The sequence below is a fragment of the Caballeronia udeis genome, assembly GCF_001544555.2.
GTDB lineage: Bacteria > Pseudomonadota > Gammaproteobacteria > Burkholderiales > Burkholderiaceae > Caballeronia > Caballeronia udeis.
In genome coordinates this window covers 272,383-291,295 of the sequence record NZ_FCOK02000002.1, presented here as the reverse complement: position 1 = coordinate 291,295, position 18,913 = coordinate 272,383, and the positions used below count along the sequence as shown (strand labels likewise).

The window sequence follows — 18,913 nt, the reverse complement described above, 5'->3', positions numbered from 1 at the left end:
TGGCTGGGGTGTTGGTAAGCATTCTTAATAAGCATTCACACCGGCGAAGCCCTTCCACAAAGTCATGGCGACAATCTTCATGTCGAGTCCAAAAGTCCAGTGCTGCATGTAGTACAGGTCGAGTTTCACGCGCCCCATCATCTTTTCGATGCGGTCGGTCTCGCCGCGAAAACCATTCACTTGCGCCCAGCCGGTGATACCCGGTTTGATGCGATACCGGTACATGTAGCCCTTCACGAGATCCTTGTAGATGTCGTCGTGTTCAAGCGCGTGAGGACGCGGACCGACCACCGACATCTCGCCCCTGAGCACATTGATGAACTGCGGCAACTCGTCCAGGCTCGTGCGGCGCAGGAACGCTCCTACGCGCGTCACCCGCTTGTCGCCCTTCTTCGCCTGGGTGACGTGACCGGCAGTTTCCTTGTGAACCCTCATGGAACGAAACTTGTAGATCTCGAACTCGTAACCGTCTATGCCCTTGCGCTTCTGCTTGAAGAACACCGGCCCCGGCGAGGACATCTTCACGGCCACCGCGAGCACGATCAGCAACGGCGCCAGGCCCAGCAGCACGCTTGCGGCAAACAGGCGGTCGAACACCCGCTTGGGCAACACCTTGAGGTCCGTGATCGGCGACGCGGCCAGGTTGATCGCCGGCACACCCAGCAGATCGACCACCGCGTGGTTGAAGAACGACAGGCTGCGCACATCCGGAATGAAGCGGATATTCACGAAGTCGTCGCGGAACTCCGTGACGAGCTTGTTGATGGTCCGTTCCTGCGAGATCGGCAGGGCCAGCCATAACTCGCGAATCGCACGGCCACGCACGAGCAGCGTGAGATCGCCCAGATCGCGGCTCACCGGTACGCCCGCAAGCGTGCCTTCCGGGAAGGTTTCATCGAACACATAGACCGGGCTGAAACCTGCCTCGGGACGGCTGCGCATCTGCTCGATCAGGAACTGCCCGTAAGGCGCCGCACCGACAATGGCGACCGCCTTCTGGTTGAAACCTTCGCGACGGATCGACTTGAGCGTGGCGTGCACAACGGCCTTTGAAAGCATCAGCAAGGCGGCGGCTGCCGCTCCCCAATACAACAGCCATAAGCGCGACAACAAGTCTGCCCGATGCACGCTGAACGTCAGCAGCACGCCAGCCCCTTCCACCATCAACCACGCCAGCGTCACGCGCCACAGCAGGTCGTACACGGGCTTGCCGCGCCACGACTTGTATATCCCGAACGACGGGAACGTCATGATCACCAGCACGCAATTGAACGCGAGCAGCGTGCTTTGCATGTCGTCGAGCCAGACGGCATTTCCCGCGTGCAGCCACGCGGCCAGCAGCGCGCCCAGCGCCACCATTGCAATGTCGATCATTCTCGAAAGCACGCTCAACATGTAAGACACCTCGGGTGGAAGACACGGTCTGCTCGGGTCTTGCTTCAGCTTCACGCATTCGCCTGGGGCAAACGCACAAGCAAAGGCGGAGAAACAAGAGCACTGATCGCCTTGGTACATACCCGTATAAGGCGGGAATTAAATTCATGCTGCAACCGCAAAATAATGCGCAGGTTAATTCGCGTTTTTTCGCCGATTTATTTTTGTCACGAAGCGGCTCTAGAAGCCTACGGGCACTGCGGATACGACGCATTGGCGAATTTTTTTCAGGATGTAACACATCCGTCCCGGCCTTATGGCTCAGGGCGGCAGACCGAATTTTAAGCAATTAATTTTCGAGAAAAAATTACGGAAAAGTAAGAAAAAAATTCAGCCGCTCATTTTCCTTACGTTTAATTACCAAGATGCCGCGCTGAGTATATTGAGTGATTATTTTTTGGTTTTTTGATTTAACAGCTATTTACTACGTGTTCAAAATTGTAATACCCGATCAAGCTCAAGGAGCTCCCTCGTCATGACCGCTCTCGATACAACAATTATCAGCACTCCACTCACGCCCGCGGCAACTGAAACCAGGCTCAGGATCCAGCCGGTCATCCTGGCCGGAGGTGCTGGCACACGCCTGTGGCCCATGTCACGCGAGCACTTCCCCAAGCAGCTGATTGGTTTGATCGGTGACCAGTCGCTGCTGCAATCCACCGCACAACGCCTCGACGGCCTGACCTACGGCACCGCGCGTATCGACGACGCCATCATCGTGTGCGGCGAAGATCATCGCTTTACGACCGCCGACCAGTTGCGGGCCGGCGGCCGGCGCGCGCATCTCGTGCTTGAACCGGTTGCGCGCAATACGGCGCCCGCGCTGACCGTGGCTGCCATGCACGCGATGGCGGCCGGCGAGGACGCCATCCTCGTGGTGATGCCGGCGGATCATGTTGTTACGGATAGCGAAGCATTTCACAAGACGATCGGTGCAGGCGCGAAGTGCGCGCAGGACGGCGCTATCGTCACCCTGTGTATCGTGCCGACACATGCCGAAACGGGCTACGGCTACATCAAGGTCGGACAGCAGATGCTCGGCTCGGGTGCATGGCCACTCGAGAAGTTCGTCGAGAAACCGCATCTGGAACTCGCACGCCAGTACGTGAGCTCCGGCGAGTACTGGTGGAACGCGGGCATTTTTATCGTGCGCGCTTCGGTGTGGCTCAAGGCCATCGAGCACTTCCAGCCTGCTATCTACGCTGCCTGCCGCGCCGCCTGCGACGCCGGCACGCACGACGGCGAGTTCTTCCGCCTCGACAAACAGGCGTTCGCCGCCTCGCCGTCGGACTCTATCGACTATGCCGTCATGGAGCAGCTTGCCAGCGACCAGAGCGTCTGCTCCGGTGCTGTCGTGCCGCTGAACGCGGGCTGGTCGGACGTGGGCTCGTGGGACGCGATCTGGAAGATCCTGCCGAAGGACGGCGAAGAAAATGTCGCGCGTGGCCGCGTGATGTTCCAGGGGGCGTCATCCACGTATGCACATTCCGAGGGCCGGCTGATCGCGTGCGTGGGAACGCATAACCTGGTGGTCGTGGAAACGGCGGATGCCATTCTGGTCGCGAACAAGGAGTGCGTGCAGGACGTGAAGGCGATCGTCGGGCGCATCAAGGCGGAGCAAGGCAAGGAAGCAGCGGATCATCGCAAGGTGCATCGGCCGTGGGGCCATTACGATTCCATCGACAACGGCGAGCGCTTCCAGGTCAAGCGGATCGTGGTGAAACCGGGTGCGCGGTTGTCATTGCAGATGCATCATCACCGCGCGGAACACTGGGTCGTGGTGCGCGGCACGGCGCTCGTCACGCGCGGCACCGAGACGTTCATTCTTGCGGAAAACGAGTCCACTTACATTCCGATCGGCGTGCAACACCGGCTCGAGAACCCGGGCAAGATGCCGCTTGAGATGATCGAGGTGCAGTCGGGCACGTATCTGGGCGAAGACGATATTGTCCGTTTCGACGACAAGTACGGCCGGCAATAGAAAAATGCTGTGCGGCGCGTGATTCAGGTGCGCCGCACAGCATGTCGAGTCAAACCCGGGAGACCTGACCGGTCCTGCAAAGTGTTCCGAGTCAGCCTTGTACGTCTGCGTAGCGCCGGACTTCGACACGTTCCGGCACCGCTGCGGCGAGTTCACGTTGCAGATTGTTCTGGGCGTGGCTGGACGCGTTGGCAACGGACGCAACGCGATGAGGCGCGTCCGAGGTGGTTTGCACGGGATGGGTCATGCGCGTGGATTGCGCCGCGATCCATCTGCGGGACCACTCGAGCGCGTAATCCGCCGCTTCCCGCGGGTTCTCGTAGCGCGGACCGATCAGACCTGAGCGCTCCACCCGGCGGCCGTCCTTCACGATCTCGGCCCAGCCGCGAAACATGTTGCCGGCAACCGGCCGCGCAATGGCGTAGATGGCGTAACCGTGACCGTCATGCACGGGGGCGCAGTCGGGCTCGAAGGCCATTGGCAAGGGATCGGACGAATGGGGCCGAGCACCTGACGGCTCGCGCTGCAGCGAACGCGAAGCCGTGGTGAGCAGGGCCGCCCTGCCTGGCGACAACGGCGTTGGCGCATTCGCGCGCGCAACGTCGTGCGCTTCCGCGAGGCGGCGCGGGACGGCAGCGAACAGCGCATCCACCGCGTTTGCGCTGTTTCCGTCAGGACCGCCCCATGACTCCGGGTTCTGCCAGAACACGCCACGCAGGCGATCGCACTCGTAGGTGGCCTGCGCCGGGCGCGGCGGGGCTTCGGTTGGCGCGGACGGCACGATCGCGAAGGAACGCCCGCGCGCTGCGAGCCGAGTCACCATTTCGATCAGCGTGCCGTTCATTTGCCAGTCGTTGAAACGGCGGCGACAGGTGGGCACGGTCGGATAGTGACTGGGCAGCTTCGACCAGGTTTCGCCGGTGGTGAGAATCCACAGCACGGCATTCACGATCGTGCGCGGGTGCGCACGCGGACGGCCGCGCCGGTGTTCGCGGACTTCACCTTCGGTCACGAGGGCGGCAACCAGTGCCCACTCTTCATTACTGAGTTCGTCAAAAAACATTGCGTTGCTCCATGCAGCCGGACTGAGCTGCGAATGTTGAACCAAGCGTAGCGGGCGTGCCTTCTGCCCGCAAAACGGATGAATCAAGAAATTCGGGGTGTTCGCAAACGTTTGCCAAAAACCACAAGATGGTGCATGTAATCTGCATCAAATCCGCTAGCTGGTGCAAAACGGGTTCCAAAGCGGCGCACAACCCAGCCTGGCACTTGCGTATGAAGATTATTGCAGGAAGCATACCACCCTAATGGTTTGCCCGAATATGACAAAGCAGTAGATTTTAAGCATGTCTTAGAAGAAATAATTCTTACACTTTCGAGTAATTTATTCCGATTTATCGATTGAAGTATTAGGCGCGGCAGTTAAGCAAATCCATAAAAATCAGCGTCAATCTTTAACGTGCGATAAGCGCGCTCTATCAACTCCACGTCCGGCGCCCGGTTACTGGCTTGTATGCCCTCCAATTCAGGAACCGGTAAGGAAACAGGCTTGCAGTGCGGATAGTCCCGCGCGCGTAAATCTGGCGCGATGGTTGTAAAAAACGCCGTTGTCGGGATATCGAACCCCGCAGCAATATGAATGGCGGCTGTGTCCGGGGCCGCCAGATAGGCGGCGTGCTTGATCCACGCAAGGAAATCGGCCGTGTCAGGGGCGTGCGGGGAGAGGTCCGTGTAAAGCGGATGATCTATGGCGCCAAAGCCCGCTACGGGGAGCCTGTAGCGCTGCCATAGGGCTTCCGCGAAGTCCTTGCGCACAGACACCGGAATACTGCGCACGGGTGTGCTTGCGGTCGGGCACAACAATACATAGTCGCCCTTGAGCGCCTGAGGCCGTGGCAGCGCCAATTGCTGCAGCCAATGATTGCGTTTGTCTGTCCCCGGGACTTCGTCGGCCTTTATCCCCATTGCGTCGAGAAAAAAATCGATCATCGGCAGCGAGGTGAATTTCGGCCAAAACAAATGATTGCCTAAGTCAATGCGTAATTCGGCGTAAGGAATGGTGCCGAGCTTCACCGGCAAATCGACGATGGAACCCAATAGCGGTGCGGCCAGTTCGTAAAGACGCTTTACATAGCCGGGCGTATGAACCGGTCGATAAATCGTGAAGGTAATGTGCGGGAATCGTGTCTTGATGGCAGTAAGTGCGGTCAGGCCGATAACGGAATCACCCAATGTCACACCCATGCCATTAATCACGTGTACGCGCGACACCGCGGCGTAATCGGGATTGAATTCAGCCATAGCGGCATTGCAAATGCCGTTTGAAAGACCGAGGGCGCGATAACCCTCGGCAGCGCTATTGGATACTTCCAGATCGTAGGGCGCCACGATCTCGCCATGCGGCGAGAGCAACGAGCCTGGATTCGTCAACGCGCAAGCAGCGTCCAGCAGCATCCGCGGCGATCAGTTCGTCGAGCCCAGGCGCAGCGGCTGGACGCTTTGCAACACAGGCGGCATGGTCGTCTGATACTCCGGCACCCAGCGACGCAAGTCACGCCGCACTTCATCGTCAGCCAGCACGCGATGCTGCATCAGCCACGGCAGCAATTCATCGAGGAAATGATTCGGCACTTCGCGCGCCTGGGCGATCCGCAGTTTCGGATGCGGCGTGCGGGTGGTCGTTTCGTCATCCGCAAGCAACTCTTCGTACAGCTTTTCGCCCGGCCGCAAGCCCGTGAACACGATCCGGATCTGCTCCTCCGTGAATCCGTACAACCGGATCAGATCTCGCGCCAGATCCACGATCCTTACCGGCTCACCCATATCCAGGATAAAGATCTCGCCGCCACGGCCCATGCTCGACGCCTGCAACACCAGTTGCGCCGCTTCGGGAATCGTCATGAAGAAGCGCGTTATTTCCGGATGCGTCACCGTCACCGGCCCGCCCTTCGCAATCTGCTGCTGGAACTTCGGGATCACGCTGCCCGCGCTGCCCAGCACATTGCCAAATCTCACTGTCTCGAACTGCGTGCGCGGCGCGGTCTGCTGCAACGCCTGGCAGGCCATCTCGGCCAGGCGCTTGCTCGCGCCCATCACGTTGGTCGGATTGACGGCTTTATCGGTGGAGATCAGCACGAAATGGCTGACCTGATGACGGATCGCCGCTCGCGCCACGCGCAGCGTGCCCAGCACGTTGTTGCGCACTGCTGCCCATGCGTTCTGCTCTTCCATCAACGGAACGTGCTTATAGGCGGCCGCGTGAAACACAATATGCGGTGCGAAGCGCGACATGGTCTGATCGAGCAGCAGCGAATCCTTCGCATCGCCAATAACCGGGATCACCGACAGATCCGGAAACCGCTCATGCAATTCTTCGATGAGCAGATACATCGCGTATTCGCTCAGGTCGTAGGCCACCAGTTGCGCCGGCGAGAAGCGCAGGATCTGCCTGCACAATTCCGAACCGATCGAACCGCCCGCCCCCGTGACCATCACCACGCGCCCATGCAACAACGCTTCGACGTGCGGCATGTCGATCTTCACCGGCTCGCGGCCAAGCAAGTCTTCCAGGTCGATCTGGCGAACCCGGGAGAGAAATGCCTGACCTTGCGTCAGCACGGTGAGCGCGGGCAGGACCATAGCCTTCACGCCGGCACGAACGCACATGGTCGCCACACGCCGCTGCGCATCCACCGATGCCGACGGAATCGCGATGATCGCCGTATCGGCCTTGAGTTGTTCCGCCCACAGCGGCAGTTCGCTGATCGACCCAAGGACTTTGTGGCCGAGGATTTCGCGACCGCGTTTGGCGGGATCGTCATCGAGCAGACCGACCAGACGCCATTCGCTTGAACGTGCCAGCTCGCGCACGAGGTTCGCACCGGCCGTGCCCGCGCCAAGCACGATCACCGGCTTACCCTTGCCAATCAAGCCGCCGTAGAGATAGAACTCCTTGATCGCCCTGTAGAGCGCCCGCGAACCGCCCGTTGCCATGAAGAGCAGCAAAGGCGACACGATCAGCACGGAACGGGGAATGATGGGCAAGGGCTGAAGCATCGCTGCACCGATCATCACGATCAACGCACCGCTGATCACCGCCTTGGAAATCCGCATCAGGTCGGGCAAGCTGGCAAACACCCACATGCCGCGATACAGCCCGAAGATTCGGAACATCACCCCGTAGATCACGACGACCCACACCAGCGCGTTGATGCCGCCGTGCCAGAAATCGTCAGGAACCGAGCCATTGAAGCGCAGCGCATACGCTGCGAGCCACGCCACGGCAACCGCTACGAGGTCGAAGCCGAATGCCGCAATCGAGAGCCACGAAGGCTTAATTCGCATCGTTACCGTTACCTTGAGTGAGGATGAATTGCCGCCAACGGCGGTCGATCTGCCAGCCAACCAAGGCCAGAACAACGTACCACGCCCCGAACAAGGTCCATTGACCCGTGAGCGGCACGCGAAGTGCTATGAGCGCAACGCAACCGCTGCCCAACATGAGCAAGTAATACGCCATAGCCACGCGGACGTGGCTTTCAGTCAGTCTCACCAGACGCTGATAATAATGCTCGCGATGCGCCAGCCATACTTTCTCGCCCCGCGCGAGACGGCGCGTCAGGGTCACGGTGGCGTCGACGACGAAAGGCGCAAACACCAGCGCAGGGAACCAGATCGGCCAGACGCCGTGCTGCCAACCCCAGAAGCCCAGCGCCCCTGCCAGGAAACCAAGCGGGATCGAACCGGCATCGCCGAGGAATATCTTGGCCGGATGGTGATTAAAAATCAAGAAGCCAAATCCTGCGCCGGCTACCGCCGCCGCGGCCACTGCGAGCGTTGGCTGGAAAACCAGCGCTGCAACAGCATAAAAACCAAAACCGAACACGGCCATGCCGCCCGCAAGACCGTCTGAACCGTCCATGAAATTGTAAAGATTGACCACCCAGACGAGCGCCACGACCGCAAGCAGCGCAAGCCACCAGGAAATATCCACCGCACTCCACGCGACGGCAGCAGCCACCGCGATCAGATGCGCGGCGAAGCGCACGCGGGCCGGCAAGCCTCGCCGGTCATCGATCTGGGACACGATGGCCAGCAACAATGCCCCCAGCGCGATCCAGCCAAAGGACGGTGCGCACAATGCGACGGCGAGCAGCGTGGCCGGCATGACCCCCCAGCCGCCCACACGCGGCACGGGACGCACGTGCAGCGACCGGTGGTTCGGGATATCGACCGCAATGTCCCAAGCCCAGCCGGTACGCAATAGCAGAAGCAAGATCCCAGCGCTCACCACGCACGCGATTCCGGCCGCGAAGAACAACAGCATCGGCATTGGCGTCAGCGATGTCATCGGCGCGCCTCCTGGAATGCACGCACCGTCCGGGCGATGCCTTCGGCCACCGTTGCAGGCGGCGTCCATCCCAGGCCAGTCCGCAGGCGCGCGCTGTCCATGCGCAGCGGGCTTGTCAGGCGATCGATCTGGGCCGCGCGCCCCGTCACTGCGCCCGCTGCACGCAACCATGAAGCGGGTACGGGCAACAGCCGCGCGGGCTTATTGAAGGCTTGTGCCAACGCCCGGATCATCTGCGCGACGCTGAGATCGTCGCCGTCAGTGACGTGGAACACGCCGTTGGTCGGCTCGGAGCGCGTCGCCACGAAACGGATGGCATCGGCGAGATTACCCACGTAGACCATGCTGCGGCGGGCATCGATAGCACCAAGCGGCAAGGGGATACCGCGTTCCACCGCTCGCAACAGTTGTTCGAAATTAGCTCGCACTCCCGGGCCATAAACCAGCGGCGGACGGAGCACCACGATCTCCATCCCCTGCTCGCGGCCGAAACCCGCAAGCGCCCGTTCGGCTTCGAGCTTTGTAATGCCGTAAGGATCTGCAGGCGCTGGCGGATCATCCTCGCGCCACGGCCTGCCCGGTTCGCCCTCACCCAAAGCCTTGATGCTGCTTACAAAAACCAGCCGCTTCACGCCCGCGCGCAACGCCGCACGCGCCACGTTCAGCGAGCCCTCCACATTGACCGCACGATACTCGCCGAGCGGATCGCCGGCGCTGTCCTTCATCACATGGACACGCGCGGCAAGATGAATCAGCACGTCGGCAGCAGGCAAAGCGGTGAGACTGGCGAAGTTATCGTCGGCGATCACTTGTTCGTGCAGGCGCCCACGGTCCAACGACTTGCAGCCGCCCGGCCGGCGCACGAGCGCGGTCACATCGTGGCCCGCATCGCAGAGCGCTGCGCAGGTCGCGCGGCCCACGAAACCGTTGGCCCCGGTGACGATTACTCGCATGACAGCGATCTCCACAGCTTCATGCCGACAGTCCGCGATATACCGCGCACGTCTGGGCCACGGTTGCCTCCCAGGTCAGGTCGGCGGCCCGCCGCAAACCCTTGGCGATCAGTTCGTCGCGCAGAGCCGGATCGCCGAGCAGGCGCTCCATGCCGGCCGCGATGTCACCGATGGAATACGGGTCCACCTCCCACGCCGCCCCGGCCGATACTTCGGGCAACGAAGTCAGGTTCGACGTCAGCACGGGCACGCCGCTCGCCATGGCTTCGGCGACGGGCAGGCCGAATCCCTCGAATAACGACGGATAGGCAAACAATGCCGCCGATGCATACAGTTTCAGTAAATTTGCCCGCGGCACGTAGCCGGGCACCACGACCTGGCCATCACGCGCGAGCGGTTCGATCACGCGCATCAGCGCGGAATTCTTCCAGCCGTCCGCGCCGATCAGCACAAGCGGAAAGGCGCTGCGCATCTCCGCAGGCAGTTGCGCGAACGCTTCGACCAGCCGCTGGAGATTCTTGCGCGGCTGCAGCGTACAGACGGACAATACGAATCCGCGATGCTTCAGGCCGAGATCGGTGAGCGCCTCGGCGCATGACTCCGCCGAATACGGCTGGAACGCCGCTTCCACGCCCAGATGAATGGTGACGACCTTGGATTCAGGCACGCCGTAGATATCGACGATATCGTTCTTCGTGTAGTGACTGTCCGCGATCACGACCTGCGCTTGCCGCAGCGTCTTTGGCAACTCGCGATCCAGGTATTCCACCGCCACCCGCGGATGAAACTCCGGATGCCGCCGATGCGACAGGTCGTGAATGGTCACGACTGTCGGGCCTTTGTATCGCGAGGCCACGAAGTTGGTCTCGTGATACACATACCCCCGGCGGGCGAAGTCGTCGCGCACTTCACGCGACTTGATTGCCCGCACAACAGTCCTTCCGCGATATAAACCGGGCAGGCTGCGCGCCTTCTGCAGCATCTGCGCCGCGATACCCTCGCTGAACTGCACGCCCTTGCGCAACGCCACGCGTTGATTGATCAGCGCGAGCAGACGCTCGCCTTCGAAACACTCTGCGCCCACCCAGCCCGCCAGCCCCTGCACATCCGGCTCATCGCGCAATCCTTCCAGCAGATGCTGCGTGTAATAGCCGACGCCGCTCCTTGGTGGACGAAGTGAGTTGAGATCGAAGAGCAGTTTCATGCGTTAGCGTTTAGTTGGCGTAGTAAACAAACAAAAAGCAAAAGGAGGTCTGCGATGGCGGTTTAGCCCGTCGTCGACCGTTGCATGCGAATATGTTTCAAGCGAGATTTCCAACCGGGTTCCATGCCGGGCAGATAGCCCATCAAAGCTGGCCGGCGCTCACCGCTGAAACTGAAACGCGCCTCCAAAGCGGACTGTGCATCTACTTCGATGCCCGCATCTATGCCCGCCTTGATGCCCGCTTTGATACCTTGAACTCGCCGCGCTTCATCTGCCCTGTTTTCGTGATCGATTGGACAGATTTTCCTGTGCGAGGACCTTGCCCCCGCCGTGGTCAAGCGCGCTTTGCGTACCCCGAACGCAACCATCGAATTTAACACATTGCGCCCTTGATTTTATCTTGCGAGCACCTTTCCAACAGTGCTTGCAGCAATCGGGCAACCCTGCGGCCGCTACCCTCACGAGCTTATGCAGCAAGCGATAGAAGTCACCAGGAAGTCACCCGCACACCTTAACAAAACCCTCCTCCCTGAGCGAGCCGCGGCAGGTTCGATTGCTGCAACAACAGTAACCAGATGTTCCGAAATAGGGCACCAGTGTCTTGAAATCCGCTAAAATCGGCCCTTTGCTGCCCCCATTCAGTCATTTTCGAGCCGTTCAATGAACATCATTCCCGTCATTATTTGTGGGGGCGCAGGTACCCGCCTGTGGCCGGTGTCCCGCGAAGCCTTCCCTAAGCCGCTGCTGAAACTGGCCGATGGGCAGAGCCTGCTGCAAAAGACGTTTCTGCGTGCATCGCATGTGGCGAACGTCAGTGAAGTGGTCATCGTTACGAATCGCGAAACGTATTTCCTGACGAAAGACGAGTGCGTTGAAGCCAAATCGGACGTCAGTCAGCTTGGTTTCATCCTGGAACCGTCCGCTCGCAATACCGCGGCGGCTATCGGTGTAGCAGCGGAAGTCGTGCGCCAGCAGCATGGCGCGGACGCGATCATGCTCGTGATGCCCGCAGACCAGCTCGTGGAAGACGAAGCCGCATTCGGCGCCGCCGTGGAACATGCGGCGCGTGCGGCACAGGAAGGCCGGATTGTCACGTTCGGCATCCGTCCGACCAAGCCTGAAACGGGCTACGGCTACATTGAATTCGAAAGTGCGCCGCTGGCCGGCGCGGACGCCGTGCACAAGGTCGTGCGGTTCGTGGAGAAGCCGCAATTGTCCGTGGCTCAGGAACTCATCGCGGATGGCCGGCACCTGTGGAACGCCGGCATGTTCTGCTTCACCGCCGAGACCATGCTCGCCGAGCTCGATAAGTACGCTCCGACCGTGCTGGGTCCGGCTGTTGCTGCTGTTATCGATGCGAAACGCAGTACCTCGAAAGACGGTTACACCGTCGAACTCGATGCCGCGCAATTCAGCCGTGCGGAAGACATCTCCATTGACTATGCCGTGATGGAACGCTCGGACAACGTCAACGTGGTGCCGTGCGAGATGGGCTGGAGCGACATTGGCTCGTGGCTGTCCATCAGCGAACTCACCGCACCGGACGCACGCGGCAACCGCATTCATGGCGAGGCGGAGCTGTACGAAGTCGACAACTGCTTCATCCGCAGCGAAGACGGCCGCATGATCGGTGCCGTGGGCGTGCAGGATTTGATCGTCGTGGACACCGCCGATGCGCTGCTGATTGCATCGCGTGACCGGGCGCAGGACGTGAAACAGATCGTCGCCAAGCTCAAGAAGGTCAATCACGATGCGTTCAGGCTTCATCGGACGGTGCATCGCCCGTGGGGCACGTACACCGTCCTCGAAGAGGGCGATCGCTTCAAGATGAAGCGCATTGTGGTGAAGCCGAACGCGCAGTTGTCCTTGCAGATGCACCATCACCGTAGCGAGCACTGGATCGTGGTGAGCGGTTGCGCCGACATTGTCAACGGCGAGCAGATTATCTCGCTGCAGCCGAACGAGTCCACCTACATTCCTGCCGGCCACAAGCACCGCCTCATCAATCCGGGCGTGATGGATCTCGTGCTGATCGAGGTGCAATGCGGCGAGTATCTGGGTGAAGACGATATCGTCCGTTTCGAGGACGTTTATGGGCGCGTGCCGGCCTGATCGTCTGTAGCGTCTTTCAGCGCCGCCGTCAGGGAATGTTGAATGCGCGGCGGGCGCTTTGCTCGCTTTATCGCCGGCGGGTTACATCCGCCGGCACTCCTCAGCGGGATCTATGCGCGTTTTACACTTCTATAAGACGTACAAGCCCGATTCAATGGGCGGCGTCGAGGAGCTGATCGGCCAGATTTGCTCGGGCGCCGCGAAACGCGGCGTGACGAGCGAGGTGTTGACCGTGTCCAAAGACACGAGCACGGTCGACTTCGGCGATCATCTGCACCATCGCGCGAAGCTCGATGTCGAGATTGCGTCGTCGGCATTCTCGCTCGCCGCATTCCGGCGCTTTCGTGAGCTCGCCGAACACGCCGACCTGATCCATTACCATTTCCCCTGGCCGTTCGCTGACGTCGTGCACTTCGCTTCGCGCGTGGCCAAGCCGTCGATCGTGACGTATCACTCGGATATCGTGCGGCAAAAGGTCTTGCTGCAGTTTTACAAGCCGCTGCGGGACAGGTTCCTGGCGAGCGTGGACAGGATCGTGGCAACGTCGCCGAACTATCTGGCGACAAGCGAGGTGTTGCAGCGGTATCGCGACAAGGTCGAGGTGATTCCGATCGGGCTGGACGAGACGTCGTACGCGGCGCCCACTGCCGAGAAGTTGCAATACTGGCGCGAACGCGCCGGCCCGAAGTTTTTTCTGTTCGTCGGCAATCTCCGGTATTACAAGGGTCTGCACGTGCTGCTCGATGCGCTGCCGGGGACGGATTTTCGCGTGGTGATCGTTGGGTCGGGGCCAGTCGAGCGTGAGCTGCGGGCGCAGGCAGAACGGCTGAAGCTGAACAATGTGGACTTTGTCGGGCCGGTGGGCGACGACGACAAGATCGCCCTGCTCACGCTCTGTCACGCACTCACGTTCCCGTCGCATTTGCGCTCCGAGGCGTTCGGGATCTCGCTGCTGGAAGCGGCGATGTTCGGGAAGGCAATGATATCGACGGAGATCGGCACCGGGACGTCGTATGTGAACGTGGATGGCGAGACCGGGCTGGTGGTGCCGGCGAGTGATCCGGGGGCTTTGCGCGAGGCAATGGGGAGACTGTGGAATGACGGGCGGCTCGCGAGGGAATTCGGGGCGAACGCGCGACTGCGATTCGAGACCAAATTCACCGCAGAGCGAATGGTCGATGCGTATGTGAATTTGTATGAGCGGCTGGTTGGCGAGCGTCGCGCTTAAAAACTATATTACTGAACGCCCTGTGTTCCGCCGCCTTTGCAGGCGAATGGGCAGTCAGGCTTCCATCTTATAGTTACGTCGCTCAATTGCACTGGTCTGACGCTTCGCTCGCCGCGGCATTTGCTGCTGTGGCCTTATGTATAATCCGCGCCTTCCTGTGCCCATGTTTGCCAGACAGTTCGCGCCAAATTCGTAGTGACAAAATGACGACACAACCAGTCCGAGAATACCAGCCCCGTATCGCCATCGTCCTGCCGGCTTATAACGAGGCAGCGACAATCGTGGAGATCATGAAGGCGTTTCATCGTGAACTGCCCGGTGCGTCGCTGTATGTAGTCAACAACAACTCGAAGGACGACACCCAGGCACTCGCCGAACAGACGCTCGCGCAATTGCCTTGCGAGGGCGCAGTCATTTTCGAAAAGAGGCAAGGCAAAGGCAATGCCTTGCGCCGGGCATTCCTTGAGATAGATGCAGACATCTATGTCCTGGCCGACGCCGACCTGACTTATCCGGCCGAGCGCGTGCACGACCTCATAGCACCGATCATGGCGGGACGAGCGGACATGGTCGTCGGCGACCGGCATTCAGGCGGTCATTACGCCAAGGAGAACGACCGCCCCCTGCACGGATTCGGTAACTCGCTGGTCCAAGGCATGGTCAACCGTTTTTTTGGGGCTAGCCTTACCGATATCATGAGCGGATATCGCGTATTCAATCGGGCCTTCGTCAAGTCTTACCCCATCCTCGTGGAAGGCTTTCAGATCGAGACTGATATGACGCTGCATGCGCTGCATCAGCGCTGCCGCATTGTGGAAGTGCCTGTTGAATACAAGGATCGCCCGGCAGGGAGCGTTTCCAAATTGCAGACACTGCCCGACGGCGCTCGCGTAATTTTTGCCATTGCGCAGATCCTGCGGTACTACCGCCCCCTGCTTTTCTTCGGCACGTTAGGAATCCTGTTTGCCATTGCGAGTCTGGTCATCGCTTTACCCGTTTTCGATGACTGGCTCAGATACCGCTACATTCACCACGTGCCGCTAGCGATCCTGGCGTCTGCGATCGGCGTTGCCGCCATGATGATCACTGGAGTGGGTCTTATCCTCGATACCGTGGTCCACCAACAGCGAATGGAAGCTGAAAGGTTTCTCCTCCAACAGACCGAAACAGACAGGGCACGTCGAATTCGATGAGCAAGGCCCTCATTAAAAAGCTGCTCGCGTTTGGTTGCGTGGGTGCGGTCGGATTCATGGTCGACGCTGGCGTGCTGTCGCTGCTAGCGCAAAAGCTGGGCGTAAACGTCTATCTCGCCCGTGTCATATCCTTTCTGATCGCCGTTTTCGTCACGTGGGTTTTGAACCGGACTTGGGTGTTCAGGTCTGCAGAAGGGCAAACCGGGGGCAAAAGGCGTGAGTACGCCAGCTATTTTGCCGTTCAGTCGGTCGGAGCGCTGCTGAACCTCGGCGTGTTTGCGGCGCTGGTGGCTTCCCATGCCGCCTTAAGGGCGTATCCCGTCGTACCGCTGGCGGCGGGGTCAGTTGTCGGTATGTTCTTTAACTACGCCGGGGCCCATTTCTGGGTGTTCAAAAAACGCTGAAGCCGCTGCTGCAAGCGCATCCCGCCAGGACCCCTTGTTGTCTTCTGAGCAGCCCTCTCATGGCTGTGGGACACAGTTTTTCTGCTGTTAGAATGCATGCGTCCAAAACTTAGGCTCCCCTCTTTCTCTCGGTAGGTACGTATATCAAATGAAGAACAAAAACGAGAGCTTCAGCAACACCAAGCCGGCATTGCAGAAGAGTCATATCTTTTTAATATGCCTGGCCATAGTCGTGTTCGCTGTGCTGCTGCTGACAAAAAGACAAGAGCTTACCGGTGACGAGCCCCGGTATCTGATGTACTCAGCTTCGTTTCTTCACAGTGGCCATTTTGTTATGTCACTGCCCGACTTTCAGAAGCTATATTTTGATGCCACCGGCCATACGGCGGACGCTCTGCCGATGGGCGCTGGCGGTGTCGTCTTGTTAAATGGCGTTTATCTGCCAGCGATACTGTCACCGATCGGACTCATGTTCTCGTTGGCAGGACTGCGTTTCGTGACGCTTATAGCAGGGCTGATTGGACTTTATTACCTGTACAAGCTGTGCCAGAGACTCAGTGATTCGGCCGCGCCTAAGCTGGCAGTCACGATCGCCGCTTTATCCATACCGCTCCTTCCCTATCTCCATCTTTTCTACATGGAGACGTTCGTCTTCGCGCTGGTCTGCGTGACGTGGGAGCGCTTGCAAACAATCGATCGATCGGTCCGCGCGGATGCCGTGACCGCCGTTCTGATTTTGCTGATCCCGTTTGTGCATATGCGCGGTTCCGTTGTAACGGTAGCGCTGTACGCAATCTTTCTTTGGCAGATCTACCAGCGCGGACTTCGTGCGCGGGCTGTGTGTCTAGCTGTCTTGGCGGTAGGCGCCGCAGCATTGCTCGTGGTTCTTAACATAGAGATTTACGGTGCGATCACCGGGCCGGTGAATTCAGCGCGCCCCCCTCTTCCGACGGAGTGGTTCTCCGTCATCGCGATGCAGTTGTTCAATGTTCGCCATGGCTTGTTCGCTTATGCGCCCATCTGGCTGCTCGGCTACGCCGGCATTTGGATCGGCGTTATGCGAAAGTCAAAAATTGGTGTCCAGGCATTGGTTCTTGCGATCATTGCGGCGCTGACAGGCGTTGGCGTGAATCCTGGTGAGTGCTGGCCCGCACGATTCTGGGTGATGTCGATGCCCATGCTGACGGTTGGACTCTGTATCTGGTGGCCGGTCAGCAAGCATTTCCTGCTGAGGCTGATCGCGCTTGCGCTGATCGCGGTGACGCTGGCCAACACCGTGTTGTTCATTACCAGACCGAACATCTTCCTGGAAAATCGGCAATCCACGGTCTCATATCAATGGATGTTCGACCGGGTCGGCAAAGTCAACGTTGGCGTTGCCTTGCCAGTGGAGTTGCCCGACGAGCAAAACACGGACGCCGCCCGCAATCTTGCCCTGGGTGCCGGTGCTGTCATGCTGTTGATGATTGCCGCCGCGATGCGCAGACAATGGCTTTACGCTGTTCTGGCAGTCGTGCTTCTTTTGATTGCCGCCGACCTTACGAGGATGAGCGCGCTCAAGAGTGACGAGTACACGGCAACGGCTGAGCCAAGCCGGCTTTCCGTCGCCCTACATGTTCCCGTGAAATCGGTCTACGTCCAGATCGGTCAACCCTGGATGACATGGGTGGCACCTCCCAGCGTGCCCATGTTCACTGTTCGAGCCTCGGGAACCGGAGTCGCGGGAGAGCACTCCATGTACGCGAATCAGGTCATTCCAGTCTCTTGCCATTTACCCGTTCAGAACATCGTAGTGGATACGACTGCGGGCGTGGACTTCGCGAAGGAAGCCGGCTTCGCCCTCAAGGTGTATCGCTCTGATTCGTGGACGAGGCGGCTGTACGAGAAGTTTTCCAGCGGCTGTTGAGATGAATGGCTACTGATCGGCCCACCTGGCCGCTCTCAGCTCGTAGCAATACGGTCGCTACCGGCCGGCGTTGCAGACACTGCCGGACGGAGCGCGGGTTCTTTTTGCCATCGCGCAAATCCCGTCTTATTACCGACCGCTCTTTTTCTTCGGTAGGCTCCGCTATCTTGTTCGCATTGCTGAGCTTATTGATCTTCGATGTCGCACCATCTGTCACGTGCCGTATTCCTTACCCGTCTGGCGAGCGAAAACGCCTGCGCGCCAGACGTAAACGGTCACATCCAGATCCCTATCCCCGCGTTTGTTGGCGAGCCCGAAGCGTAGAAAATAGTTGCTGCGCTTCTCGATAGAGCAACATGTCCAACGCGTTGATTTCTAGCAAATCCCGATAAAGCGCGGCACCGAGCTCATTTTCAATGCGGTAGAGCCGCTCATCCAGCGTTCGAAGGCGCCCGGGACTTGCGTTTTCGATGGTAAAAGCCAGATCGATCTCGCCAATATGCGGTCGCAAAAGGTGCTGCAAGCCCAGCAAGGATTCGTCGAAAAACTCAACCAAACCGAAGAATGGAAGCTCCTTGAGGCGAGTCAATGCCGTCAGGTAGTCGTCATGCGTTGCACGCGCGAAGCGCATGTCGCCCTGTGCGCCAGCAAGGTGGATGACCTGGAAGTTGCGGCAGACGGCGGTTGCCTCGCGCCCTATCGTCCACTCGGCGAAGGTTTTCAGGTCGTTGTCCCGCGCGATGATTGCGCTCGGACTGGTACTGTCGGCGGGTTGTCGGCGCTCGTATTCGTACACCGACGCGAAGCGGTCGATCGGATGACGCAAGAAGAGGACTGGAAAGAACCTGATCTCGGCGTGGGCAGGTATTGGTAGACGTGCCTGGTGGCTGGAAACCAGGCCGACTTGAGGATTGGCTTGCACATAGCTCAACAGTTCCTGCGGCCTGACCGTAGACCACGGCTCCGGACCCTCGATATAACCGTGCGCATCCGCTTGAAAACTACGGCCCAGGATAGCGTCCATTGTGGAGCCGGCGTTTTTGAAGAGGTGATAGTGAATCAGTACTATGCGCATTTTTAATGAAATATCGATACCGCTTACCGTGGGACACGCTCGTGATCGGAGCGAGGTCGATTGTATGTGAGGG

Annotated in this window: 15 protein-coding genes; 6 read left to right on the top strand and 9 right to left on the bottom strand. The window is 59.5% G+C overall.

The features are described from left to right. Window positions 1-24: 24 nt before the first annotated feature. Window positions 25-1,395, bottom strand: coding sequence for an undecaprenyl-phosphate glucose phosphotransferase (locus AWB69_RS02880; protein WP_062081905.1), 1,371 nt, complete (start codon window positions 1,393-1,395; stop codon window positions 25-27). A gap of 514 nt (window positions 1,396-1,909) precedes the next feature. Here AWB69_RS02880 and AWB69_RS02875 point away from each other — a divergent pair. Beyond that, window positions 1,910-3,415, top strand: a complete 1,506-nt coding sequence (locus AWB69_RS02875; protein WP_062081902.1) for a mannose-1-phosphate guanylyltransferase/mannose-6-phosphate isomerase — start codon at window positions 1,910-1,912, stop codon at window positions 3,413-3,415. A gap of 91 nt (window positions 3,416-3,506) precedes the next feature. On the opposite strand, the gene AWB69_RS02870 is transcribed toward AWB69_RS02875, so the two are convergent. The 7 genes from AWB69_RS02870 to AWB69_RS02840 form a co-directional block, all read right to left on the bottom strand. Further along, window positions 3,507-4,478 (bottom strand): transposase, encoded by a 972-nt coding sequence (locus AWB69_RS02870; protein WP_062081899.1) that lies wholly within the window; start codon window positions 4,476-4,478, stop codon window positions 3,507-3,509. Window positions 4,479-4,837: 359 nt separating this feature from the next. Then, window positions 4,838-5,869: a glycosyltransferase family 9 protein gene (locus AWB69_RS02865; protein ID WP_062081897.1), complete on the bottom strand. Its 1,032-nt coding sequence runs from the start codon at window positions 5,867-5,869 to the stop codon at window positions 4,838-4,840. A 9-nt stretch (window positions 5,870-5,878) separates the two neighbouring features. After that, window positions 5,879-7,759: a polysaccharide biosynthesis protein gene (locus tag AWB69_RS02860; protein WP_062081895.1), complete on the bottom strand. Its 1,881-nt coding sequence runs from the start codon at window positions 7,757-7,759 to the stop codon at window positions 5,879-5,881. Next, window positions 7,749-8,765, bottom strand: coding sequence for an MraY family glycosyltransferase (locus AWB69_RS02855; protein WP_062081892.1), 1,017 nt, complete (start codon window positions 8,763-8,765; stop codon window positions 7,749-7,751). Before AWB69_RS02855 ends, AWB69_RS02860 begins: the two co-directional genes overlap by 11 nt. Continuing rightward, the gene (locus AWB69_RS02850; RefSeq protein WP_062081890.1) at window positions 8,762-9,718 is read right to left on the bottom strand and encodes a UDP-glucose 4-epimerase family protein; all 957 of its coding nucleotides are present in this window, start codon (window positions 9,716-9,718) and stop codon (window positions 8,762-8,764) included. Before AWB69_RS02850 ends, AWB69_RS02855 begins: the two co-directional genes overlap by 4 nt. Before the next feature lie 19 nt (window positions 9,719-9,737). Continuing rightward, entirely contained in the window at window positions 9,738-10,922 is a 1,185-nt protein-coding gene (locus AWB69_RS02845; RefSeq protein ID WP_062081887.1) for a glycosyltransferase family 4 protein, read from the bottom strand. Window positions 10,923-10,984: 62 nt separating this feature from the next. Then, window positions 10,985-11,260: a hypothetical protein gene (locus AWB69_RS02840; protein WP_156528712.1), complete on the bottom strand. Its 276-nt coding sequence runs from the start codon at window positions 11,258-11,260 to the stop codon at window positions 10,985-10,987. Window positions 11,261-11,582: 322 nt separating this feature from the next. On the opposite strand from AWB69_RS02840, the gene AWB69_RS02835 reads away from it, so the two are divergent. The 5 genes from AWB69_RS02835 (at window position 11,583) to AWB69_RS02815 (ending at window position 17,765) form a co-directional block, all read left to right on the top strand. Beyond that, window positions 11,583-13,034, top strand: coding sequence for a mannose-1-phosphate guanylyltransferase/mannose-6-phosphate isomerase (locus AWB69_RS02835; RefSeq protein ID WP_062081883.1), 1,452 nt, complete (start codon window positions 11,583-11,585; stop codon window positions 13,032-13,034). Between the two features lie 112 nt (window positions 13,035-13,146). Next, window positions 13,147-14,262: a glycosyltransferase family 4 protein gene (locus tag AWB69_RS02830; RefSeq protein ID WP_062081881.1), complete on the top strand. Its 1,116-nt coding sequence runs from the start codon at window positions 13,147-13,149 to the stop codon at window positions 14,260-14,262. An 86-nt stretch (window positions 14,263-14,348) separates the two neighbouring features. Beyond that, window positions 14,349-15,455: a glycosyltransferase family 2 protein gene (locus AWB69_RS02825; protein ID WP_231936957.1), complete on the top strand. Its 1,107-nt coding sequence runs from the start codon at window positions 14,349-14,351 to the stop codon at window positions 15,453-15,455. Then, window positions 15,452-15,859, top strand: coding sequence for a GtrA family protein (locus AWB69_RS02820; RefSeq protein WP_062081876.1), 408 nt, complete (start codon window positions 15,452-15,454; stop codon window positions 15,857-15,859). Before AWB69_RS02825 ends, AWB69_RS02820 begins: the two co-directional genes overlap by 4 nt. A 148-nt stretch (window positions 15,860-16,007) precedes the next feature. Beyond that, window positions 16,008-17,765, top strand: a complete 1,758-nt coding sequence (locus AWB69_RS02815; RefSeq protein WP_062081869.1) for a hypothetical protein — start codon at window positions 16,008-16,010, stop codon at window positions 17,763-17,765. Window positions 17,766-18,054: 289 nt separating this feature from the next. Here the strand turns inward: AWB69_RS02815 and AWB69_RS02810 are convergent, their stop codons facing one another. Beyond that, window positions 18,055-18,696, bottom strand: coding sequence for a sulfotransferase family 2 domain-containing protein (locus AWB69_RS02810; protein WP_156528711.1), 642 nt, complete (start codon window positions 18,694-18,696; stop codon window positions 18,055-18,057). Between the last annotated feature and the right edge of the window lie 217 nt (window positions 18,697-18,913).

Excerpts from the sequence above, each read along its gene's own strand:
- AWB69_RS02880 (WP_062081905.1), bottom strand. The coding sequence starts at position 1,395 with ATGTTGAGCGTGCTTTCGAGAATGATCGACATTGCAATGGTGGCGCTG.
- AWB69_RS02875 (WP_062081902.1), top strand. The coding sequence starts at position 1,910 with ATGACCGCTCTCGATACAACAATTATCAGCACTCCACTCACGCCCGCG.
- AWB69_RS02870 (WP_062081899.1), bottom strand. The coding sequence starts at position 4,478 with ATGTTTTTTGACGAACTCAGTAATGAAGAGTGGGCACTGGTTGCCGCC.
- AWB69_RS02865 (WP_062081897.1), bottom strand. The coding sequence starts at position 5,869 with ATGCTGCTGGACGCTGCTTGCGCGTTGACGAATCCAGGCTCGTTGCTC.
- AWB69_RS02860 (WP_062081895.1), bottom strand. The coding sequence starts at position 7,759 with ATGCGAATTAAGCCTTCGTGGCTCTCGATTGCGGCATTCGGCTTCGAC.
- AWB69_RS02855 (WP_062081892.1), bottom strand. The coding sequence starts at position 8,765 with ATGACATCGCTGACGCCAATGCCGATGCTGTTGTTCTTCGCGGCCGGA.
- AWB69_RS02850 (WP_062081890.1), bottom strand. The coding sequence starts at position 9,718 with ATGCGAGTAATCGTCACCGGGGCCAACGGTTTCGTGGGCCGCGCGACC.
- AWB69_RS02845 (WP_062081887.1), bottom strand. The coding sequence starts at position 10,922 with ATGAAACTGCTCTTCGATCTCAACTCACTTCGTCCACCAAGGAGCGGC.
- AWB69_RS02835 (WP_062081883.1), top strand. The coding sequence starts at position 11,583 with ATGAACATCATTCCCGTCATTATTTGTGGGGGCGCAGGTACCCGCCTG.
- AWB69_RS02830 (WP_062081881.1), top strand. The coding sequence starts at position 13,147 with ATGCGCGTTTTACACTTCTATAAGACGTACAAGCCCGATTCAATGGGC.
- AWB69_RS02820 (WP_062081876.1), top strand. The coding sequence starts at position 15,452 with ATGAGCAAGGCCCTCATTAAAAAGCTGCTCGCGTTTGGTTGCGTGGGT.
- AWB69_RS02815 (WP_062081869.1), top strand. The coding sequence starts at position 16,008 with ATGAAGAACAAAAACGAGAGCTTCAGCAACACCAAGCCGGCATTGCAG.